Origin of the sequence: Xanthomonas sp. LF07-6 (assembly GCF_034105445.1) — a bacterium.
Classification (GTDB): domain Bacteria; phylum Pseudomonadota; class Gammaproteobacteria; order Xanthomonadales; family Xanthomonadaceae; genus Xanthomonas_A; species Xanthomonas_A sontii.
On record NZ_JAXGGI010000003.1, the window covers coordinates 22,972 to 35,706 of the forward strand.

Below are 12,735 nucleotides of genomic sequence, written 5' to 3' on the forward strand. Positions count from 1 at the left end.
CTTTTGCAGATGCGGAGATTGTGCAATGAGTGACACATTCAGGGTCGAACACGACAGCATGGGCGAACTGCAGGTGCCTGCAGAGGCCTTGTGGGGAGCGCAGACCCAGCGTGCGGTGCAGAACTTTCCGGTGTCCGGGCAGCCGATGCCACGCGGCTTCATCCGCGCGCTGGGCCTGATCAAGGCCTCCGCGGCCGGCGTCAATGCCGACCTGGAGCTGTTGCCGAAGGCCGTCGCCAAGGCGATCCAGGCCGCGGCGCTGGAGGTGGCCGATGGTCGCCACGACGCGCACTTCCCGATCGACATCTACCAGACCGGGTCGGGCACCTCGTCGAACATGAACGCCAACGAGGTCATTGCCACGCTGGCCAACCGCGCCGCCAAGGGCGAGGGCAAGCACGGCAGCAAGACACGGCCGGCGGTGCATCCCAACGACCACGTCAACCTGGGCCAGAGTTCCAACGACGTGGTCCCCACCGCGATCCGCGTCGCTGCGTTGCTCGCTGCGCGCGAGCATCTGCTGCCGTCGCTCAAGCACCTGCGCAAGACGATCGACAAGCGCGCCAAGCAGTTGCAGGGTGTGGTCAAGACTGGGCGCACCCACCTGATGGACGCGATGCCGCTGACCTTCGGTCAGGAGTTCGGTGCCTGGTCGGCGCAGCTGGTGTCGGCGCAGGCGCGCATCGACGACAGCCTCAAGCGCCTGCGCCGGCTGCCGCTGGGCGGCACCGCCATCGGCACCGGCATCAACGCCGATCCGCGCTTTGGCGGCAAGGTCGCCAAGGCGCTGTCGGCGCTGACCGACCATACCTTCGAGAGCGCCGAGAACAAGTTCGAGGGCTTGGCCGCGCAGGACGATGCGGTGGAACTGTCCGGCCAGCTCAACGCGCTGGCGGTGGCGCTGATCAAGATCGCCAACGACCTGCGCTGGATGAACGCCGGGCCGCTGGCCGGCCTCGGCGAGATCGAGTTGCCGGCGCTGCAGCCGGGCAGCTCGATCATGCCGGGCAAGGTCAATCCGGTGATTCCCGAAGCCACGGTGATGGCCTGCGCGCAGGTCATCGGCCACCACACCGCGATCACCGTGGCCGGGCAGACCGGCAACTTCCAGTTGAACGTGACCCTGCCGCTGATCGCGGCGAACCTGCTGGACTCGATCCAGTTGCTGGGCAACGTGTCGGTGCTGCTGGCCGATTCGGCGATCGCCGGCCTCAAGGTGCGCGAGGAGCGGGTACGCGAGGCGCTGGACCGCAATCCGATCCTGGTGACCGCGCTGAATCCGATCATCGGCTACGAGAAGGCCGCGGCGATCGCCAAGCGTGCCTACAAGGAGAACCGGCCGGTGCTGGAGGTGGCCAAGGAGGACAGCGGCCTCGGCGAGGACGAATTGCGCCGGCTGCTGGACCCTGCCGCACTGACCGAGGGCGGCATCCATGCCGGCGCGGGTGGCGGCGGCTGAGTTGCGCCAGCGCTGCACGCAGGCCTGGCACGGCCGTGTGGTCGTGCCAGGCGCAAACAGAAGATCGCACGGTGAAAGCAGTTGGGACTGAAGTCCCTCCCACATTGCGCCCAGACACCTCATCGCAAGCTGGCGTAGGAGCAGCTTCAGCCGCGACGGGCCTTACCGGTAAAGCCCATCGCGGCTGAAGCCGCTCCCAAAGGAAGGGGCCAACTCTTACTGAGGGCTCTCATGCCGGCGCACGCGCGCCGGCACGCCTCAGCGGCGCTCGGCCTGCAGGTTGCCGAAACTGTCGCGGTAGGGCTGCAGCGAGGGAATGTCGCGCAGCACGGCCGCCTGCGCTTCGGTGATCTCCGGGGTCGGCGCGAAGCCCACCGAGCGCATGTTCGGGTCCGGCGCCGCGGTCTCCAGGGTGCGCTGGCGCTGCATCTGCAGGTGCATGAACAACTGCTGCAGTTCGGTGCGCTGCGCGGCGGGCAGCGGCAGTTCGATATCGTCGATGCGCAGGCTGCCGTCGGGCCCAATGGTGGCATTGGCGGCCGGGGCGCGGCGCAGCATCACGTTCATGCTGTCCACCGCCACCCGCGGCTTGCTGCGCTCGGCGCGCGAGGAGGTGGTCTCGCCGCCGCGTCCGCCGCAGGCGGCGATCAGCAGGCATAACGACAGCAGCGAGAACCAGGCGAACAGCGTCTTCTTCATGGAGGCGATGCAGTGGGGGAGTGCGGGCATTCTAGAACGTGCGGCGGCTGCGGTCGTGGCGAGGCGCGCTGGCCGCGCATCAACTGCGTGAGGTCGAAGCGGACTGCATGGCGCGCGCGAGCACGCTGAACATCCGTTCGTCGGTGGATTGCGCGACGTTGAAACGCAGGAAATCGCCTGCGCTCAACGACTGGCTGAAGGCATTGCCCGGCGCCAGCACCACGCCTTCCTGCAGGCAGGCGTGCGCGATCGCTGCGGCCTCCATGCCCGCGGGCAGCCTGCACCAAAGGAACAGGCCGGCCCGTGGAATCAGCCAGGGTCGGACGCCGAGACCCTGGAGCCGCTCTACCGTCCTGGCCATCTGCTCCGCCAGGCGCCGCCGCAAGGTCTCCAGATGCCGGCGGTAGCCGCTGTCGGTCAGGGCGATCCGCACGGCCTCGGCCGCCAGCCGGCCGCCGCCGAAGCTGGTGGCGATCTTCAGGTCGGCGAGGCTTTCGATCCAGTCGCCACGTGCGGCGATGTAGCCGCAACGCAGCGACGCTGACACCGTCTTGGAAAAGCTGCCGATCTGGATGACCCGCGCCAGGCCGTCGAAGGCCGCCAGCCGCGGGGCGGGGCTGGTCTCGAAGTCGGCGAAGATGTCGTCCTCGACGATCACCAGGTCCGAGCCCTCGGCCAGGAGCAGCAGCCGGTGCGCCGTCGTCGCGGACAGGGTCGCGCCGGTGGGGTTGTGGATCCCCGAATTGGTGATGTACAGCCGCGGCGCATGCGCCCGCAGCGCCGCTTCGAAGTGCGCCACGTCCGGTCCGTTCGGCGTATAGGGCACGCCCACGACCTGCACGCGATGCGCCTTGAGCAAGGCATGGAAATTGAAGTAGCACGGGTCGTCGACCAGCACCGTGTCGCCGGGCGAGAGCAGGAAACGGCCGATCAGGTCGATCGCATGCGTGCCCGATTCGGCGAGCAGGATCTGTTCGGGCGGCGCCTGCACGCCATTGCCCGCCAGCCGTCGCGACAGGAACTGGCGCAAGCCGGGGTGGCCCAGGGGCGTGGCGTACTCGGTCAGTTCCTGCGTGTCGGCGCGCGCCAGCGTGCGCAGTGCGCGGCGCATGCCCGCGCCGTACAGCCATTCGGGTGGCAGCCAGCCGCAGCCGGGCTTGAGCACGCGCGCATCCGCTTCCAGCGACTGCCGCGATACCCACAGCGGATCGATCTGCCGGTCGAGCTTCGGGCCGAGTTGCGCCAGCGCCAGTGGGGCCACCGACCCGGCCACATAGAAGCCCGACCCTGGGCGCGCCGCGATCGCGCCCTCGGCCGCCAGCCGCTCGTAGGCTTCCACCACCGTCGACACCGACACCCGCAGCGCGCGCGCCTGCGCGCGCACGGAGGGCAGGCGCGCTCCCGGCAGGCTGGTGCGGTTGGCGATGCGGGCGCGGATGTCGGCCATCACCGCATCGATGCGCGTGCCGGGTGCTGCGGGTCTGTCCACTTTCGTCAGCTGTACTGGGTCTTGAGCCATAACAGTACTGCAAAACCGTATTGGATCGTATCTGGCCGGATCGGTCCCACGAGGCGTCTACTGCAACGGCGATGCAGAAGGAGACGCGCATGGAAAAAACCACCGGTGGCTGGATCAATGGATGTATCGGCGTGATGATTTTTGCGGGGTCGTTGCCCGCAACGCGCGTCGCGGTCGCCGATTTCTCCCCCGTGTTCCTGACCTGCGCCCGCGCCAGCATTGCCGCCGCGCTGGGGCTGGCGCTCCTGCTCGGGTTTCGGCAACCGCGTCCGCGCCGCGCCGAACTCCCCGCCTTGGCGATGACGGCGCTGGGGGTCGTGGCCGGATTTCCCCTGCTGACCGCACTGGCGCTGCAGCACGTCACCTCGGCGCATTCCATCGTGTTCGTGGGCCTGCTGCCGTTGTGCACCGCCGTGTTCGCCGTGTTGCGCGCCGGCGAACGCCCGCGTCCACCGTTCTGGGTGTTCTCGCTGGCCGGTGCCTGCAGCGTGGTCGGCTATGCGGCGATCGGCGGGATCGACGCCTCGTGGCAGGGCGATCTGCTGATGCTGGCCGCGGTGGTGCTGTGTGGGCTGGGCTATGCGGAAGGCGCGCGCCTGTCGCGCACGCTGGGCGGATGGCAGGTCATCTGTTGGGCGCTGGTGCTGTCGCTGCCGCTGATGGTGTCCCTGGCCTTGCTGACGCAGCCTGCGTCGTTCGGCACCGTGCGCATGCCGGCATGGCTTGGCCTGGGCTATGTCTCGCTGTTCAGCATGTTGATCGGCTTCGTGTTCTGGTACCGCGGCCTGGCGCAAGGCGGGATCGCGGCGGTCGGGCAACTGCAGTTGTTCCAGCCCTTCATCGGCTTGGGCCTGGCCGCGCTGCTGCTGCACGAAACCGTGAGCTGGACGATGCTGGCGGTGACCCTGGTCGCGATGGTCTGCGTGGCCGGCGCGAAACACTACGCCCGCTGAGACCGCGACCCGCCCGGCAGGCGTTTGCACGACTGCCGGGTGGGTCGCGGACTCAGCGAGCGCTCGTGGACGATGGTCGCGGCAGCGTGGCTGCCGCCGATTACGCGGCCGAGTGCTTGCAGTCGCTGACGTCGCTGTCGTCGAGGGTGGAGTAGGGACGGAACGCCGGCACCTTCTGCATCAGCGCATCCTGCGCGGCGCGCAGCGCGGCGACCTGGTCGCAGATCTTCAACGCGGCCTGCTTGATCTTGTCGGCCTGCGCCTCGACCCGCTCGCCGATATGGTCGGTGTCGCCGCTGAGCACGCCGCTGATGGCATCGCCGGCCGCCTTCACGCCGAGCGCCGCGCCGGCCTTGCCGACTTCCACGCCCTGCTTGCCGACCGCCTCGATCTGGCTGCGGTAGGCCAGCAGCAGGCGCTGCTGCTCGGCGTCCAGCGCGACCGGCTTGCCGTCGATCAGCAGCTTGCCGTCGCGGGTGATGGTGGCCGGCGGCTGGCCATCGGCCTTCAGGGTGAGGTCGCCGTTGAGGAAGGTCAGGCTTTGCGCGCCACCGTGATCGACGACGACGCGGTCGTTCGACGAGGCCGAGCGCTGGCAGGCGCTGAGCGAGAACAGCACGGCCAGGGCGACGCCGGCCAGGGACAGGGAACGGTACTGCATGGGCGCGTCCTCGTGTGGATGTGGAAGGAGAATCGGGCGGCAGGATCAGCGCGGCTTGGGCAGGTTGACGCTGCCACGCACGCCGCGGTGGGTGACGTCGCCGCTGCCGACCTTCTGCACGCTCAGGTTGCCGCCGACGGTGCCGACATCCAGGTCGCCGGAGCCGACCGTCTGCACCGCGACATTGCCGGTGACGTCGCGCAGTTGCACGTCGCCGGAGCCGACGCTGTCGACCTGCACGCTGCCGCGCACGCCGTGCACGGTCAGGTCGCCGGAGCCGACGGTGCCGACCTTGACGTCGCCGCCGACCTGGTCGGCCTTGACGTCGCCCGAGCCCAGCGTCGGCAGGGCCACGCTGCCGACATTGCGCAGTTCGATGTCGCCGGAGCCGACCGTGGCGCTGACCGCGCCGCGAATGTTCTGCGCGTGCAGGTCGCCGGAGCCGACCTTGGCGTCGAGCGAGGCCACGCCGCTGATCTCGGCGTCGCCGGAGCCCAGTTGCAGCTGCACCGGCAGGTTGGCCGGGATGCTGCCGGCCACGTTGAGGTAGGCGTAGCGGTTGCCGACGCTGATGCCGTGGATCTTGCCCTCGTGCTTCAGCGTCACCACCAGGGTGTCGCCGTCGTGGCGCTGGCGCAGGGTCAGCTCCTTGAGCATGTCGGCGTCGGAGGCGCAGGCACGGCCGCGCAGAGTGGAGTCGCCGCTGGCGCCGCTGAGCTTGAGATCGTTCTGCTGCACGTCCAGCAGCACCGACTTGACGCCGGTCAGATCCAGCTTCAGTTCGCGCGGTTCGGAATACTTGCAGTCGTCGGCCATGGCGACGGCCGGCAGCGACAGCAGGGCACACAGGGCGAGGGTCTTGCGCATCGGAAAACTCCTTGCGGAAAAGGGAAGAGAGACGGAGGTGCGATCAGGCTTCGTCGCGCCAGCGGCGCACGTAGATCGCGGCGACGATGAAGGCCACGCCGACCGCGGCGCCGATCCAGATGTCGGGGTCGCGGAACAGCACCCAGCTGTCGCCGAGATGGATCGCATTGACCAGATCCTGCGGACCGCTGATGTGGGTCTCGGCCACCTGCTCGTTCAGTACCGGACCCCAGCTGCCGGGCAGCACGCTCAGCAGGCCGCGGTAGACCACGGTGTACCAGATCAGATTGTGGTTGACATCGAGCATCGGCAGGATGCCCATCATGCTGGCCATCACGCAGCCCAGGATCGGGATCAGCACCGCCCACAGGAACGGCTTGCTGCGCGCCCAGGCCGAGCACAGCATCAGCCAGCCGATCGCCGGCAGCGACCACATCACCTGCACCGGCAGTGCGGCCAGGACCATGCCGATGATGCGCAGCGGGTGCGATTCGGTGAAGACCGCGGTGCTCTGCGGGATACCGTTGACCGACAGGGTCAGGGCGGTGACCACCCACAGTGCCAGGCCGATCAGCAGGCCGATGCCGATCGCCAGCAGCGGCGCCAGCAGCAGCGCCCAGGCGGCCTTGGACAGCACGGTGCCGGTGTCCGACAGCGGCAGCGACTTCCAGAACAGCACGCTGCGGTCGCGGCGGTCGTCGTACAGCGCGCCCAGCGCGTAGAAGAACACCACGAAGCCGACCACGATGCAGGCCAGGATCACCCCGGCGAGCATGGTGCCGTCGCCGACCGCGCCGATGATCTGGTGGGCGTTGTTGGCCTGGCCTTCCCATTGCACATCGTTCAGACGTACGCCGCCGCCGTGGTTGCGGCCGGCGATGCTGCCGATGATCGACAGCACCGTGTACAGGGTGGCGACGATGCCGCCGGTGATGACCGGGGCCCACAGGAAACCGCCGCGGTGTTCCCAGAACTCGCGCTTGAGCAGCCACTTGAAGGTGGACACGGGAGAGATCGATTTGGCGGGAGCGTTCATGCGTAGGTGCCCTTCATGATGGCGACGAACAGGTCGGCCAGGCCGGGGGTGCGGGTTTCGCCGAGCGCGGCCAGCTGCGCCTGCGGCACGCCGTCGTACAGGAATACCGACTTGCCGAACGGCAGGCCGCGTTCGTCGATCGGCTGCAGCGCGCGCGCCGCCTCGATGCGCTCGGCCGGCACCAGCAGTTCGGTGTAGCGGGTGGCCATGTGCTCCATGTCGGCGCTGAGCACGATGCGGCCGTCGCGGATGAACAGCACGTCGGTGAGGATGTGCTCGATCTCCTCCACCTGGTGGGTGGTGATGATGATGGTCTTCTGTTCGTCGAAGTAGTCTTCCAGCAGGCGCTGGTAGAACTCCTTGCGGTACAGGATGTCCAGGCCCAGGGTCGGCTCGTCCAGCACCAGCAGGCGCGCGTCGATCGCCATCACCAGGGCCAGGTGCAGCTGCACGATCATGCCCTTGGACATCTCGCGCACCCGCAGCTTGGGCGAGAGCTTGGTGTTGGCCAGAAAGCGCTCGCACTTGGCGCGATCGAAACGCGGATGCACGCCGGCGACGAAGTCGATCGCCTCGCTGACCCGCATCCAGCGCGGCAGCACCGCCACGTCGGCGATGAAGCACACTTCGTTCATCAGCGCGTCGCGCTGCTTGCGCGGGTCCATGCCCAGCACGCGCAGTTCGCCTTCCACGGCGGTCAGGCCCAGCACCGCCTTCAGCGCGGTGGTCTTGCCGGCGCCGTTGGGGCCGATCAGGCCGACGATGCGGCCCGGCGCGATGGCGAAGGACGCATCGGCCAGCGCCGGCTTGTTGTTGTAGGTCTTGCGCAACCCCTGCGCGTAGACGACGGATTCGGATGCGGCGACAGCGGCAGTCATGGCGTTTTCCCCGGTGGCAACAAGTCTTGCAGTGTCAGGCCCAGGCGCTGGATGCGTTCCAGCACCAGAGGCCACTCTTCGTTGAGGAAGCGCTCGCGCTCGCTGCCGCGCAGCTTCTGCGCCGCTTCCTCGGTCATGAACATGCCCAGCCCGCGACGCTTCTCGACCAGGGCCTCGTCGGCCAGTTCCTGGTAGGCGCGCGAGACGGTGATCGGATTGAGCTGGTACTCGGCAGCCACCTGGCGCACCGAGGGCAGGGCGTCGCCGGGCTTGAGGATGCCGTCGAGCATCATCGCGATGACGCGCTCCTTCAGCTGGCGGTAGATCGGAGCGCCGTCGCTCCATTGGATATCGCTCATGGTCAGCTCCGTGGGCGCAGGGTGCGCGCGAAGGAGAAATAAGGCACGGACAGCGAAGCCCGCAGACGCCGCACCGCCGGGACGGTAGAAGGTGCGGCGCCGGCGGCGCTGTCGTCGTGCGGCGTGCTGGCGCCATAATCCAGCGGCCGTCCCTGGTGGCGTTGGGCGCCGATCCAGCTCGCGCAGAGCAGGGTGCCGACGATGACCAGGGCCGGAAGACTGCGCTGGAGGCGTTTGAGGTTCATCGTGGGACCTGCTCTGGGTGAGTGGTGTTGTATTTAACTATAACACCGTTACACGGCATGTCAACACGCTGCAGACCCAACTTCTGACCTGGTCGCGTGCCACTTCCTTACTTCTTCTCGACGGTGCCCCATGAAACTTCCCAAGCGTCTGTTTTTCCTCGCGATCCTGGCCGCTGTCGGCACCGTCGGCAGTGCCTGGGCCGGCTCCTTGCTGGACCGGGACTACCGTCCGCTGGCCGGCAAGGAGAAGGTGAACCTGAACAAGACCTACGGCGGCAAGGTGCTGCTGGTGGTCAACACCGCCAGCAAGTGCGGCTACACCCCGCAGTACGACGGCCTGGAGAAGCTGCAGCAGCAGTACGCGGCGCAGGGCTTCAGCGTGCTCGGCTTCCCGTCCAACGACTTCAAGGGCCAGGAGCCCGGATCGGAGAAGCAGATCCAGGAATTCTGCACGCTCACCTACGGGGTGAAGTTCCCGATGTTCGAGAAGGTGCACGTGATCGGCGACGAGGCGACGCCGCTGTACAAGCAACTGACCCAGGCCACCGGCGTGGCGCCGGGCTGGAATTTCCACAAGTATCTGATCTCGCGCGATGGGCGCGTGGTCGCGCAATTCCCGAGCAAGGTCACGCCGGACGATCCGGCCTTGCGCAGTGCCATCGAACGCGAACTGAAAGCGCAGCCGGCGTCGCACTGAAAGCGGGTCAACATCTCGGCCGCACATGCGACAATGCCGGCCTCTGTCTGCGCCAGTTCGGCGCGTCCAGTTCACAGTTCACTTCCAGGGAAAGTAGCGAATGAAGATGGGAATGCGCGGCGCCGTGGCGTCGCTGGTGGTGGGGATGGCGATGGTCGCCGGTCACGCGTCCGCGCAGGCGCCGGCGGCCGGCGGCACGGCGACGACGCTGAGCACCGAGAAGCAGAAGGTCAGCTACGCGATCGGCATGGATGTGGCGCGTTCGTTCGAGCCGATCGCCCAGGACATCGACGTGGACGCGATGCAGCGCGCGATCGAGAACGCCTTCAAGCAGGGCAAGCCGCTGCTGTCCGATGAGCAGACCCAGGCCACCGATACCGCGCTGCGCACGCAGCTGGCCGCGCGCAACGGCCAGCCGGTGCCGGGCATGGCGCCGGGCACGCAGCCGCCGCCGGTGTCCAAGGAGAACGTGGGCCTGATGCTGGGCGACCGTGCGGTCGGTCCGTCGCTGGCGCGGATCCAGAACGACATCGATCTGCCGACGCTGATGGGCGCGGTGCGCACGGTGTTCGCCAAGGGCCAGACCGCGATGACCCAGGAGCAGGCGATGGCCACGCTGCAGGCCTTCGGTGCGTCCAAGCAGGCCGCGGTGGCGACCAAGAACAAGCAGGAAGGCAATGCCTTCCTGGCGCAGAACAAGAACCAGAAGGGTGTGATCACCACCCCGTCCGGCCTGCAGTACATGGTGCTGCGCGAAGGCAGCGGCGCGCGGCCCACGTCCAGCAGCAAGGTGCGGGTGAACTACGAGGGCAAGTTGCTCGACGGCACCGTCTTCGACAGTTCCTACAAGAACGGCCAGCCGGCCGAGTTCGCGCTGAACCAGGTCGTGCCGGGCTGGAGCGAGGGCGTGGCGCTGATGCCGGTGGGGTCCAAGTACCGCTTCTGGATTCCGTCCAATCTGGGCTACGGCCCGCAGGGAATGCCGGGCAGCCCGATCGGCCCGGATGCGATGTTGACCTTCGACGTGGAACTTTTGAACATCCTTCAATAACCGAAAGGAGATTACATGCGCGTAGCGATATTCGGCACCGGCTATGTCGGGCTCGTCACCGGAACCTGTCTGGCCGAAGTCGGCCACCATGTGGTGTGCGTAGACATCGACCAGGCCAAGGTGGATGGGCTCAACAAGGGCGTGGTCCCGATTTACGAGCCTGGCCTCTCGCCGATGGTCAAGGCCAATCACGCCGCACGGAGGCTGTTCTTCACCACCGATGCGGCCAGCGCCATCGCGCATGGGGATATCGTGTTCATCGCCGTCGGCACGCCGCCGGACGAGGACGGTAGCGCAGATCTGCAGTACGTGCTGGCGGTGGCTCGCACCATCGGCCAGCACATCCAGGGGCCGACCATCGTGGTCAACAAGTCGACGGTGCCGGTCGGCACCGCCGACAAGGTGCGCGCGGCGATCGCCGCCGAGTTGGAAGCGCGCGGCGAGGCGATCGAGTTCGACGTGGTCTCCAACCCGGAGTTCCTGAAGGAAGGCGATGCCGTCGCCGATTGCATGCGCCCGGACCGCATCGTCATCGGCAGCAGCAAGCCCGGCTCGGCCGCGCGCCTGCGTCGTCTGTACGCGCCGTTCAACCGCAACCACGACCGCATCGTGGAAATGGACGTGCGCTCGGCCGAACTGACCAAGTACGCGGCCAACGCGATGCTGGCGACCAAGATCAGTTTCATGAACGAGATCGCCAACATCGCCGAGCGCGTCGGTGCCGACGTGGAGAAGGTGCGCCAGGGCATCGGCTCGGATCCGCGCATCGGCTGGCACTTCATCTACCCGGGTGCCGGCTACGGCGGCTCGTGCTTCCCCAAGGACGTGCAGGCGCTGGCGCGCACCGCGCAGCAGTATGGGCATGCGCCCAGGCTGCTGGATGCGGTGGAGGCGGTCAACGAGGCGCAGAAGGGCCACCTGTACGAGCTGATCCAGCGCCACTACGGTGCGGCGCAGTCGCTGAAGGGCAAGACCTTCGCGGTGTGGGGACTGGCCTTCAAGCCCAACACCGACGACATGCGTGCCGCCTCCAGCCGCCGCTTGCTGGCGCAACTGTGGGAGGCGGGCGCGACGGTGCGTGCCTACGATCCGGAGGCGACCGACGAGGCCAAGCGCATCTTCGGCGAACGCGCCGATCTGCATTTCTGCGACGATGCCTTCGACGCGCTGGAAGGCGCCGATGCGCTGGCGGTGGTCACCGAGTGGAAGCAGTTCCGCAGCCCGGACTTCACCCGCATGAAGGAGCTGATCGGCGATGCGGTGGTGTTCGACGGCCGCAATCTCTACGATCCGCAGGAAATCGAGAGCTTCGGCCTGGCGTATTACGGCATCGGCCGCGGACGTTCGATCCATGCAGCATGATTTTTCCACCCAGGATCGGTTGCTGGAAAACCGCCTGATCGAGCTGGAAACGCGCCTCTCCTTCCAGGAGCAGGCGCTGTCGGAAATGAGCGATGCCCTGGCCGAAGCGCGTATCGAAAGCCAGCGCAACGCCGAGTTGCTGCGTCACCTGCTCGAAGATCTGGGCAAGGTGCGCAGCACGCTCTACGCCGATCCGGCCGACGAACCGCCGCCGCCGCATTACTGATCCCCCGAACCGACCGATGCCGTCCCGATGAGCGATACCCTCCGCGAGCAATTGCTGGGCCTGGGCTTCAAGCCCGCGCCGAAACCCGAACGCAAAGCCCCGCCTGCCGCGCCGCGGCCGCAGGGACGGCCGGGCCAGCGCCCGGCACCGGCCGGGGCGCGCGGCGAGCGCGCTCCTGGCGGCGCGCCCAACGCCGGCAAGCCCGGCGGCGGGCGCGGCCGTCCGCACGGGAACGGCCCTGGCCAGGGCAAGCCGCAGGGCGCGGGCGGCCAGCCGGGGCGACCGCCGCGCAGCCGCGAGGACATCGACCTGGCCAAGGCCTATGCGATCCGTGCCCAGCGCGAGAAGGACGAGCGCATCGAGGCCGAGCGGCAGAAGCAGGAAGAAGCGCGCCTGCGCCGTGAAGCGCGGGCCAAGCTCGACGAACTGCTCAAGGGCCAGGCGCTGAACCACGCCGAGGCCGACATCGCCCGCCATTTCCCCTATGGCGGCAAGATCAAGCGCATCTACGTCACCGCCGACCAGCTCAAGGCGCTCAACGCCGGCGAGTTGGGCGTGCTGCAGCAGAACGGTCGCTACCTGCTGGTGACCGCGGCGCTGTTGGACCAGGCCGAAGCGATCTTCCCGGCGGCGGTGGCGCTGCGGGTCGATCCGAACGCGACGGCGGAAGAAGACCCCTACGCCGATCCCAAGTACCAGATCCCCGACGATCTGGTCTGGTAA

General features: G+C 67.9%; 15 protein-coding genes. 7 read left to right on the forward strand and 8 right to left on the reverse strand.

Annotation, left to right across the window (positions count from 1 at the left end):
• Positions 1–25 precede the first annotated feature (25 nt).
• Positions 26–1,459, forward strand: coding sequence for a class II fumarate hydratase (locus tag SLW56_RS07500; protein ID WP_295909773.1), 1,434 nt, complete (start codon positions 26–28; stop codon positions 1,457–1,459).
• Between the two features lie 258 nt (positions 1,460–1,717).
• Here the strand turns inward: SLW56_RS07500 and SLW56_RS07505 are convergent, their stop codons facing one another.
• Positions 1,718–2,158, reverse strand: coding sequence for a hypothetical protein (locus SLW56_RS07505; protein ID WP_267085786.1), 441 nt, complete (start codon positions 2,156–2,158; stop codon positions 1,718–1,720).
• 79 nt (positions 2,159–2,237) lie between these two features.
• A complete protein-coding gene (locus tag SLW56_RS07510) occupies positions 2,238–3,605 on the reverse strand; it encodes a PLP-dependent aminotransferase family protein (protein WP_267100499.1) in 1,368 nt (455 codons plus the stop codon).
• Positions 3,606–3,766: 161 nt separating this feature from the next.
• Here SLW56_RS07510 and SLW56_RS07515 point away from each other — a divergent pair, with 161 nt between their 5' ends.
• Positions 3,767–4,630: a DMT family transporter gene (locus SLW56_RS07515; protein WP_026143342.1), complete on the forward strand. Its 864-nt coding sequence runs from the start codon at positions 3,767–3,769 to the stop codon at positions 4,628–4,630.
• Between the two features lie 100 nt (positions 4,631–4,730).
• On the opposite strand, the gene SLW56_RS07520 is transcribed toward SLW56_RS07515, so the two are convergent.
• Genes SLW56_RS07520 through SLW56_RS07545 form a run of 6 tightly spaced genes read right to left on the reverse strand, consistent with a single transcriptional unit; the run spans position 4,731 to position 8,676 of the window.
• Entirely contained in the window at positions 4,731–5,291 is a 561-nt protein-coding gene (locus SLW56_RS07520) for a DUF2884 family protein (protein WP_152238381.1), read from the reverse strand.
• 45 nt (positions 5,292–5,336) lie between these two features.
• The gene (locus tag SLW56_RS07525) at positions 5,337–6,158 is read right to left on the reverse strand and encodes a DUF2807 domain-containing protein (RefSeq protein WP_017908109.1); all 822 of its coding nucleotides are present in this window, start codon (positions 6,156–6,158) and stop codon (positions 5,337–5,339) included.
• Between the two features lie 43 nt (positions 6,159–6,201).
• Positions 6,202–7,194 carry a hypothetical protein gene (locus SLW56_RS07530; RefSeq protein ID WP_043092173.1) on the reverse strand — a complete coding sequence of 331 codons (993 nt, stop codon included), beginning with the start codon at positions 7,192–7,194 and terminating at the stop codon, positions 6,202–6,204.
• Positions 7,191–8,072, reverse strand: a complete 882-nt coding sequence (locus SLW56_RS07535; protein ID WP_017908107.1) for an ABC transporter ATP-binding protein — start codon at positions 8,070–8,072, stop codon at positions 7,191–7,193. The genes SLW56_RS07530 and SLW56_RS07535 overlap by 4 nt, the downstream gene beginning before the upstream one ends.
• On the reverse strand, positions 8,069–8,431 hold the full coding sequence (locus SLW56_RS07540) for a GntR family transcriptional regulator (RefSeq protein WP_017908106.1): 363 nt from the start codon (positions 8,429–8,431) through the stop codon (positions 8,069–8,071). The genes SLW56_RS07535 and SLW56_RS07540 overlap by 4 nt, the downstream gene beginning before the upstream one ends.
• 2 nt (positions 8,432–8,433) lie before the next feature.
• Positions 8,434–8,676 (reverse strand): hypothetical protein, encoded by a 243-nt coding sequence (locus tag SLW56_RS07545; RefSeq protein WP_010344229.1) that lies wholly within the window; start codon positions 8,674–8,676, stop codon positions 8,434–8,436.
• Positions 8,677–8,806: 130 nt separating this feature from the next.
• On the opposite strand from SLW56_RS07545, the gene SLW56_RS07550 reads away from it, so the two are divergent.
• The 5 genes from SLW56_RS07550 to SLW56_RS07570 all read left to right on the forward strand — a co-directional run bounded on the left by SLW56_RS07550 (position 8,807) and on the right by SLW56_RS07570 (position 12,735).
• Complete coding sequence (locus SLW56_RS07550; protein WP_320694600.1) at positions 8,807–9,373, forward strand: glutathione peroxidase; 567 nt, start codon at positions 8,807–8,809, stop codon at positions 9,371–9,373.
• A 100-nt stretch (positions 9,374–9,473) separates the two neighbouring features.
• Positions 9,474–10,424 (forward strand): FKBP-type peptidyl-prolyl cis-trans isomerase, encoded by a 951-nt coding sequence (locus SLW56_RS07555; RefSeq protein ID WP_148827766.1) that lies wholly within the window; start codon positions 9,474–9,476, stop codon positions 10,422–10,424.
• Positions 10,425–10,439: 15 nt separating this feature from the next.
• A complete protein-coding gene (locus tag SLW56_RS07560) occupies positions 10,440–11,786 on the forward strand; it encodes a UDP-glucose/GDP-mannose dehydrogenase family protein (RefSeq protein WP_267106488.1) in 1,347 nt (448 codons plus the stop codon).
• Entirely contained in the window at positions 11,776–12,012 is a 237-nt protein-coding gene (locus SLW56_RS07565) for a SlyX family protein (RefSeq protein WP_017908102.1), read from the forward strand. The genes SLW56_RS07560 and SLW56_RS07565 overlap by 11 nt, the downstream gene beginning before the upstream one ends.
• A 27-nt stretch (positions 12,013–12,039) precedes the next feature.
• Positions 12,040–12,735 (forward strand): DUF2058 family protein, encoded by a 696-nt coding sequence (locus SLW56_RS07570; protein ID WP_043092168.1) that lies wholly within the window; start codon positions 12,040–12,042, stop codon positions 12,733–12,735.

Excerpts from the sequence above, each read along its gene's own strand:
- SLW56_RS07510 (WP_267100499.1), bottom strand. The coding sequence starts at position 3,605 with ATGGCCGACATCCGCGCCCGCATCGCCAACCGCACCAGCCTGCCGGGA.
- SLW56_RS07525 (WP_017908109.1), bottom strand. The coding sequence starts at position 6,158 with ATGCGCAAGACCCTCGCCCTGTGTGCCCTGCTGTCGCTGCCGGCCGTC.
- SLW56_RS07505 (WP_267085786.1), bottom strand. The coding sequence starts at position 2,158 with ATGAAGAAGACGCTGTTCGCCTGGTTCTCGCTGCTGTCGTTATGCCTG.
- SLW56_RS07530 (WP_043092173.1), bottom strand. The coding sequence starts at position 7,194 with ATGAACGCTCCCGCCAAATCGATCTCTCCCGTGTCCACCTTCAAGTGG.
- SLW56_RS07570 (WP_043092168.1), top strand. The coding sequence starts at position 12,040 with ATGAGCGATACCCTCCGCGAGCAATTGCTGGGCCTGGGCTTCAAGCCC.
- SLW56_RS07560 (WP_267106488.1), top strand. The coding sequence starts at position 10,440 with ATGCGCGTAGCGATATTCGGCACCGGCTATGTCGGGCTCGTCACCGGA.
- SLW56_RS07520 (WP_152238381.1), bottom strand. The coding sequence starts at position 5,291 with ATGCAGTACCGTTCCCTGTCCCTGGCCGGCGTCGCCCTGGCCGTGCTG.
- SLW56_RS07550 (WP_320694600.1), top strand. The coding sequence starts at position 8,807 with ATGAAACTTCCCAAGCGTCTGTTTTTCCTCGCGATCCTGGCCGCTGTC.
- SLW56_RS07535 (WP_017908107.1), bottom strand. The coding sequence starts at position 8,072 with ATGACTGCCGCTGTCGCCGCATCCGAATCCGTCGTCTACGCGCAGGGG.
- SLW56_RS07500 (WP_295909773.1), top strand. The coding sequence starts at position 26 with ATGAGTGACACATTCAGGGTCGAACACGACAGCATGGGCGAACTGCAG.
- SLW56_RS07545 (WP_010344229.1), bottom strand. The coding sequence starts at position 8,676 with ATGAACCTCAAACGCCTCCAGCGCAGTCTTCCGGCCCTGGTCATCGTC.
- SLW56_RS07565 (WP_017908102.1), top strand. The coding sequence starts at position 11,776 with ATGCAGCATGATTTTTCCACCCAGGATCGGTTGCTGGAAAACCGCCTG.
- SLW56_RS07515 (WP_026143342.1), top strand. The coding sequence starts at position 3,767 with ATGGAAAAAACCACCGGTGGCTGGATCAATGGATGTATCGGCGTGATG.
- SLW56_RS07540 (WP_017908106.1), bottom strand. The coding sequence starts at position 8,431 with ATGAGCGATATCCAATGGAGCGACGGCGCTCCGATCTACCGCCAGCTG.
- SLW56_RS07555 (WP_148827766.1), top strand. The coding sequence starts at position 9,474 with ATGAAGATGGGAATGCGCGGCGCCGTGGCGTCGCTGGTGGTGGGGATG.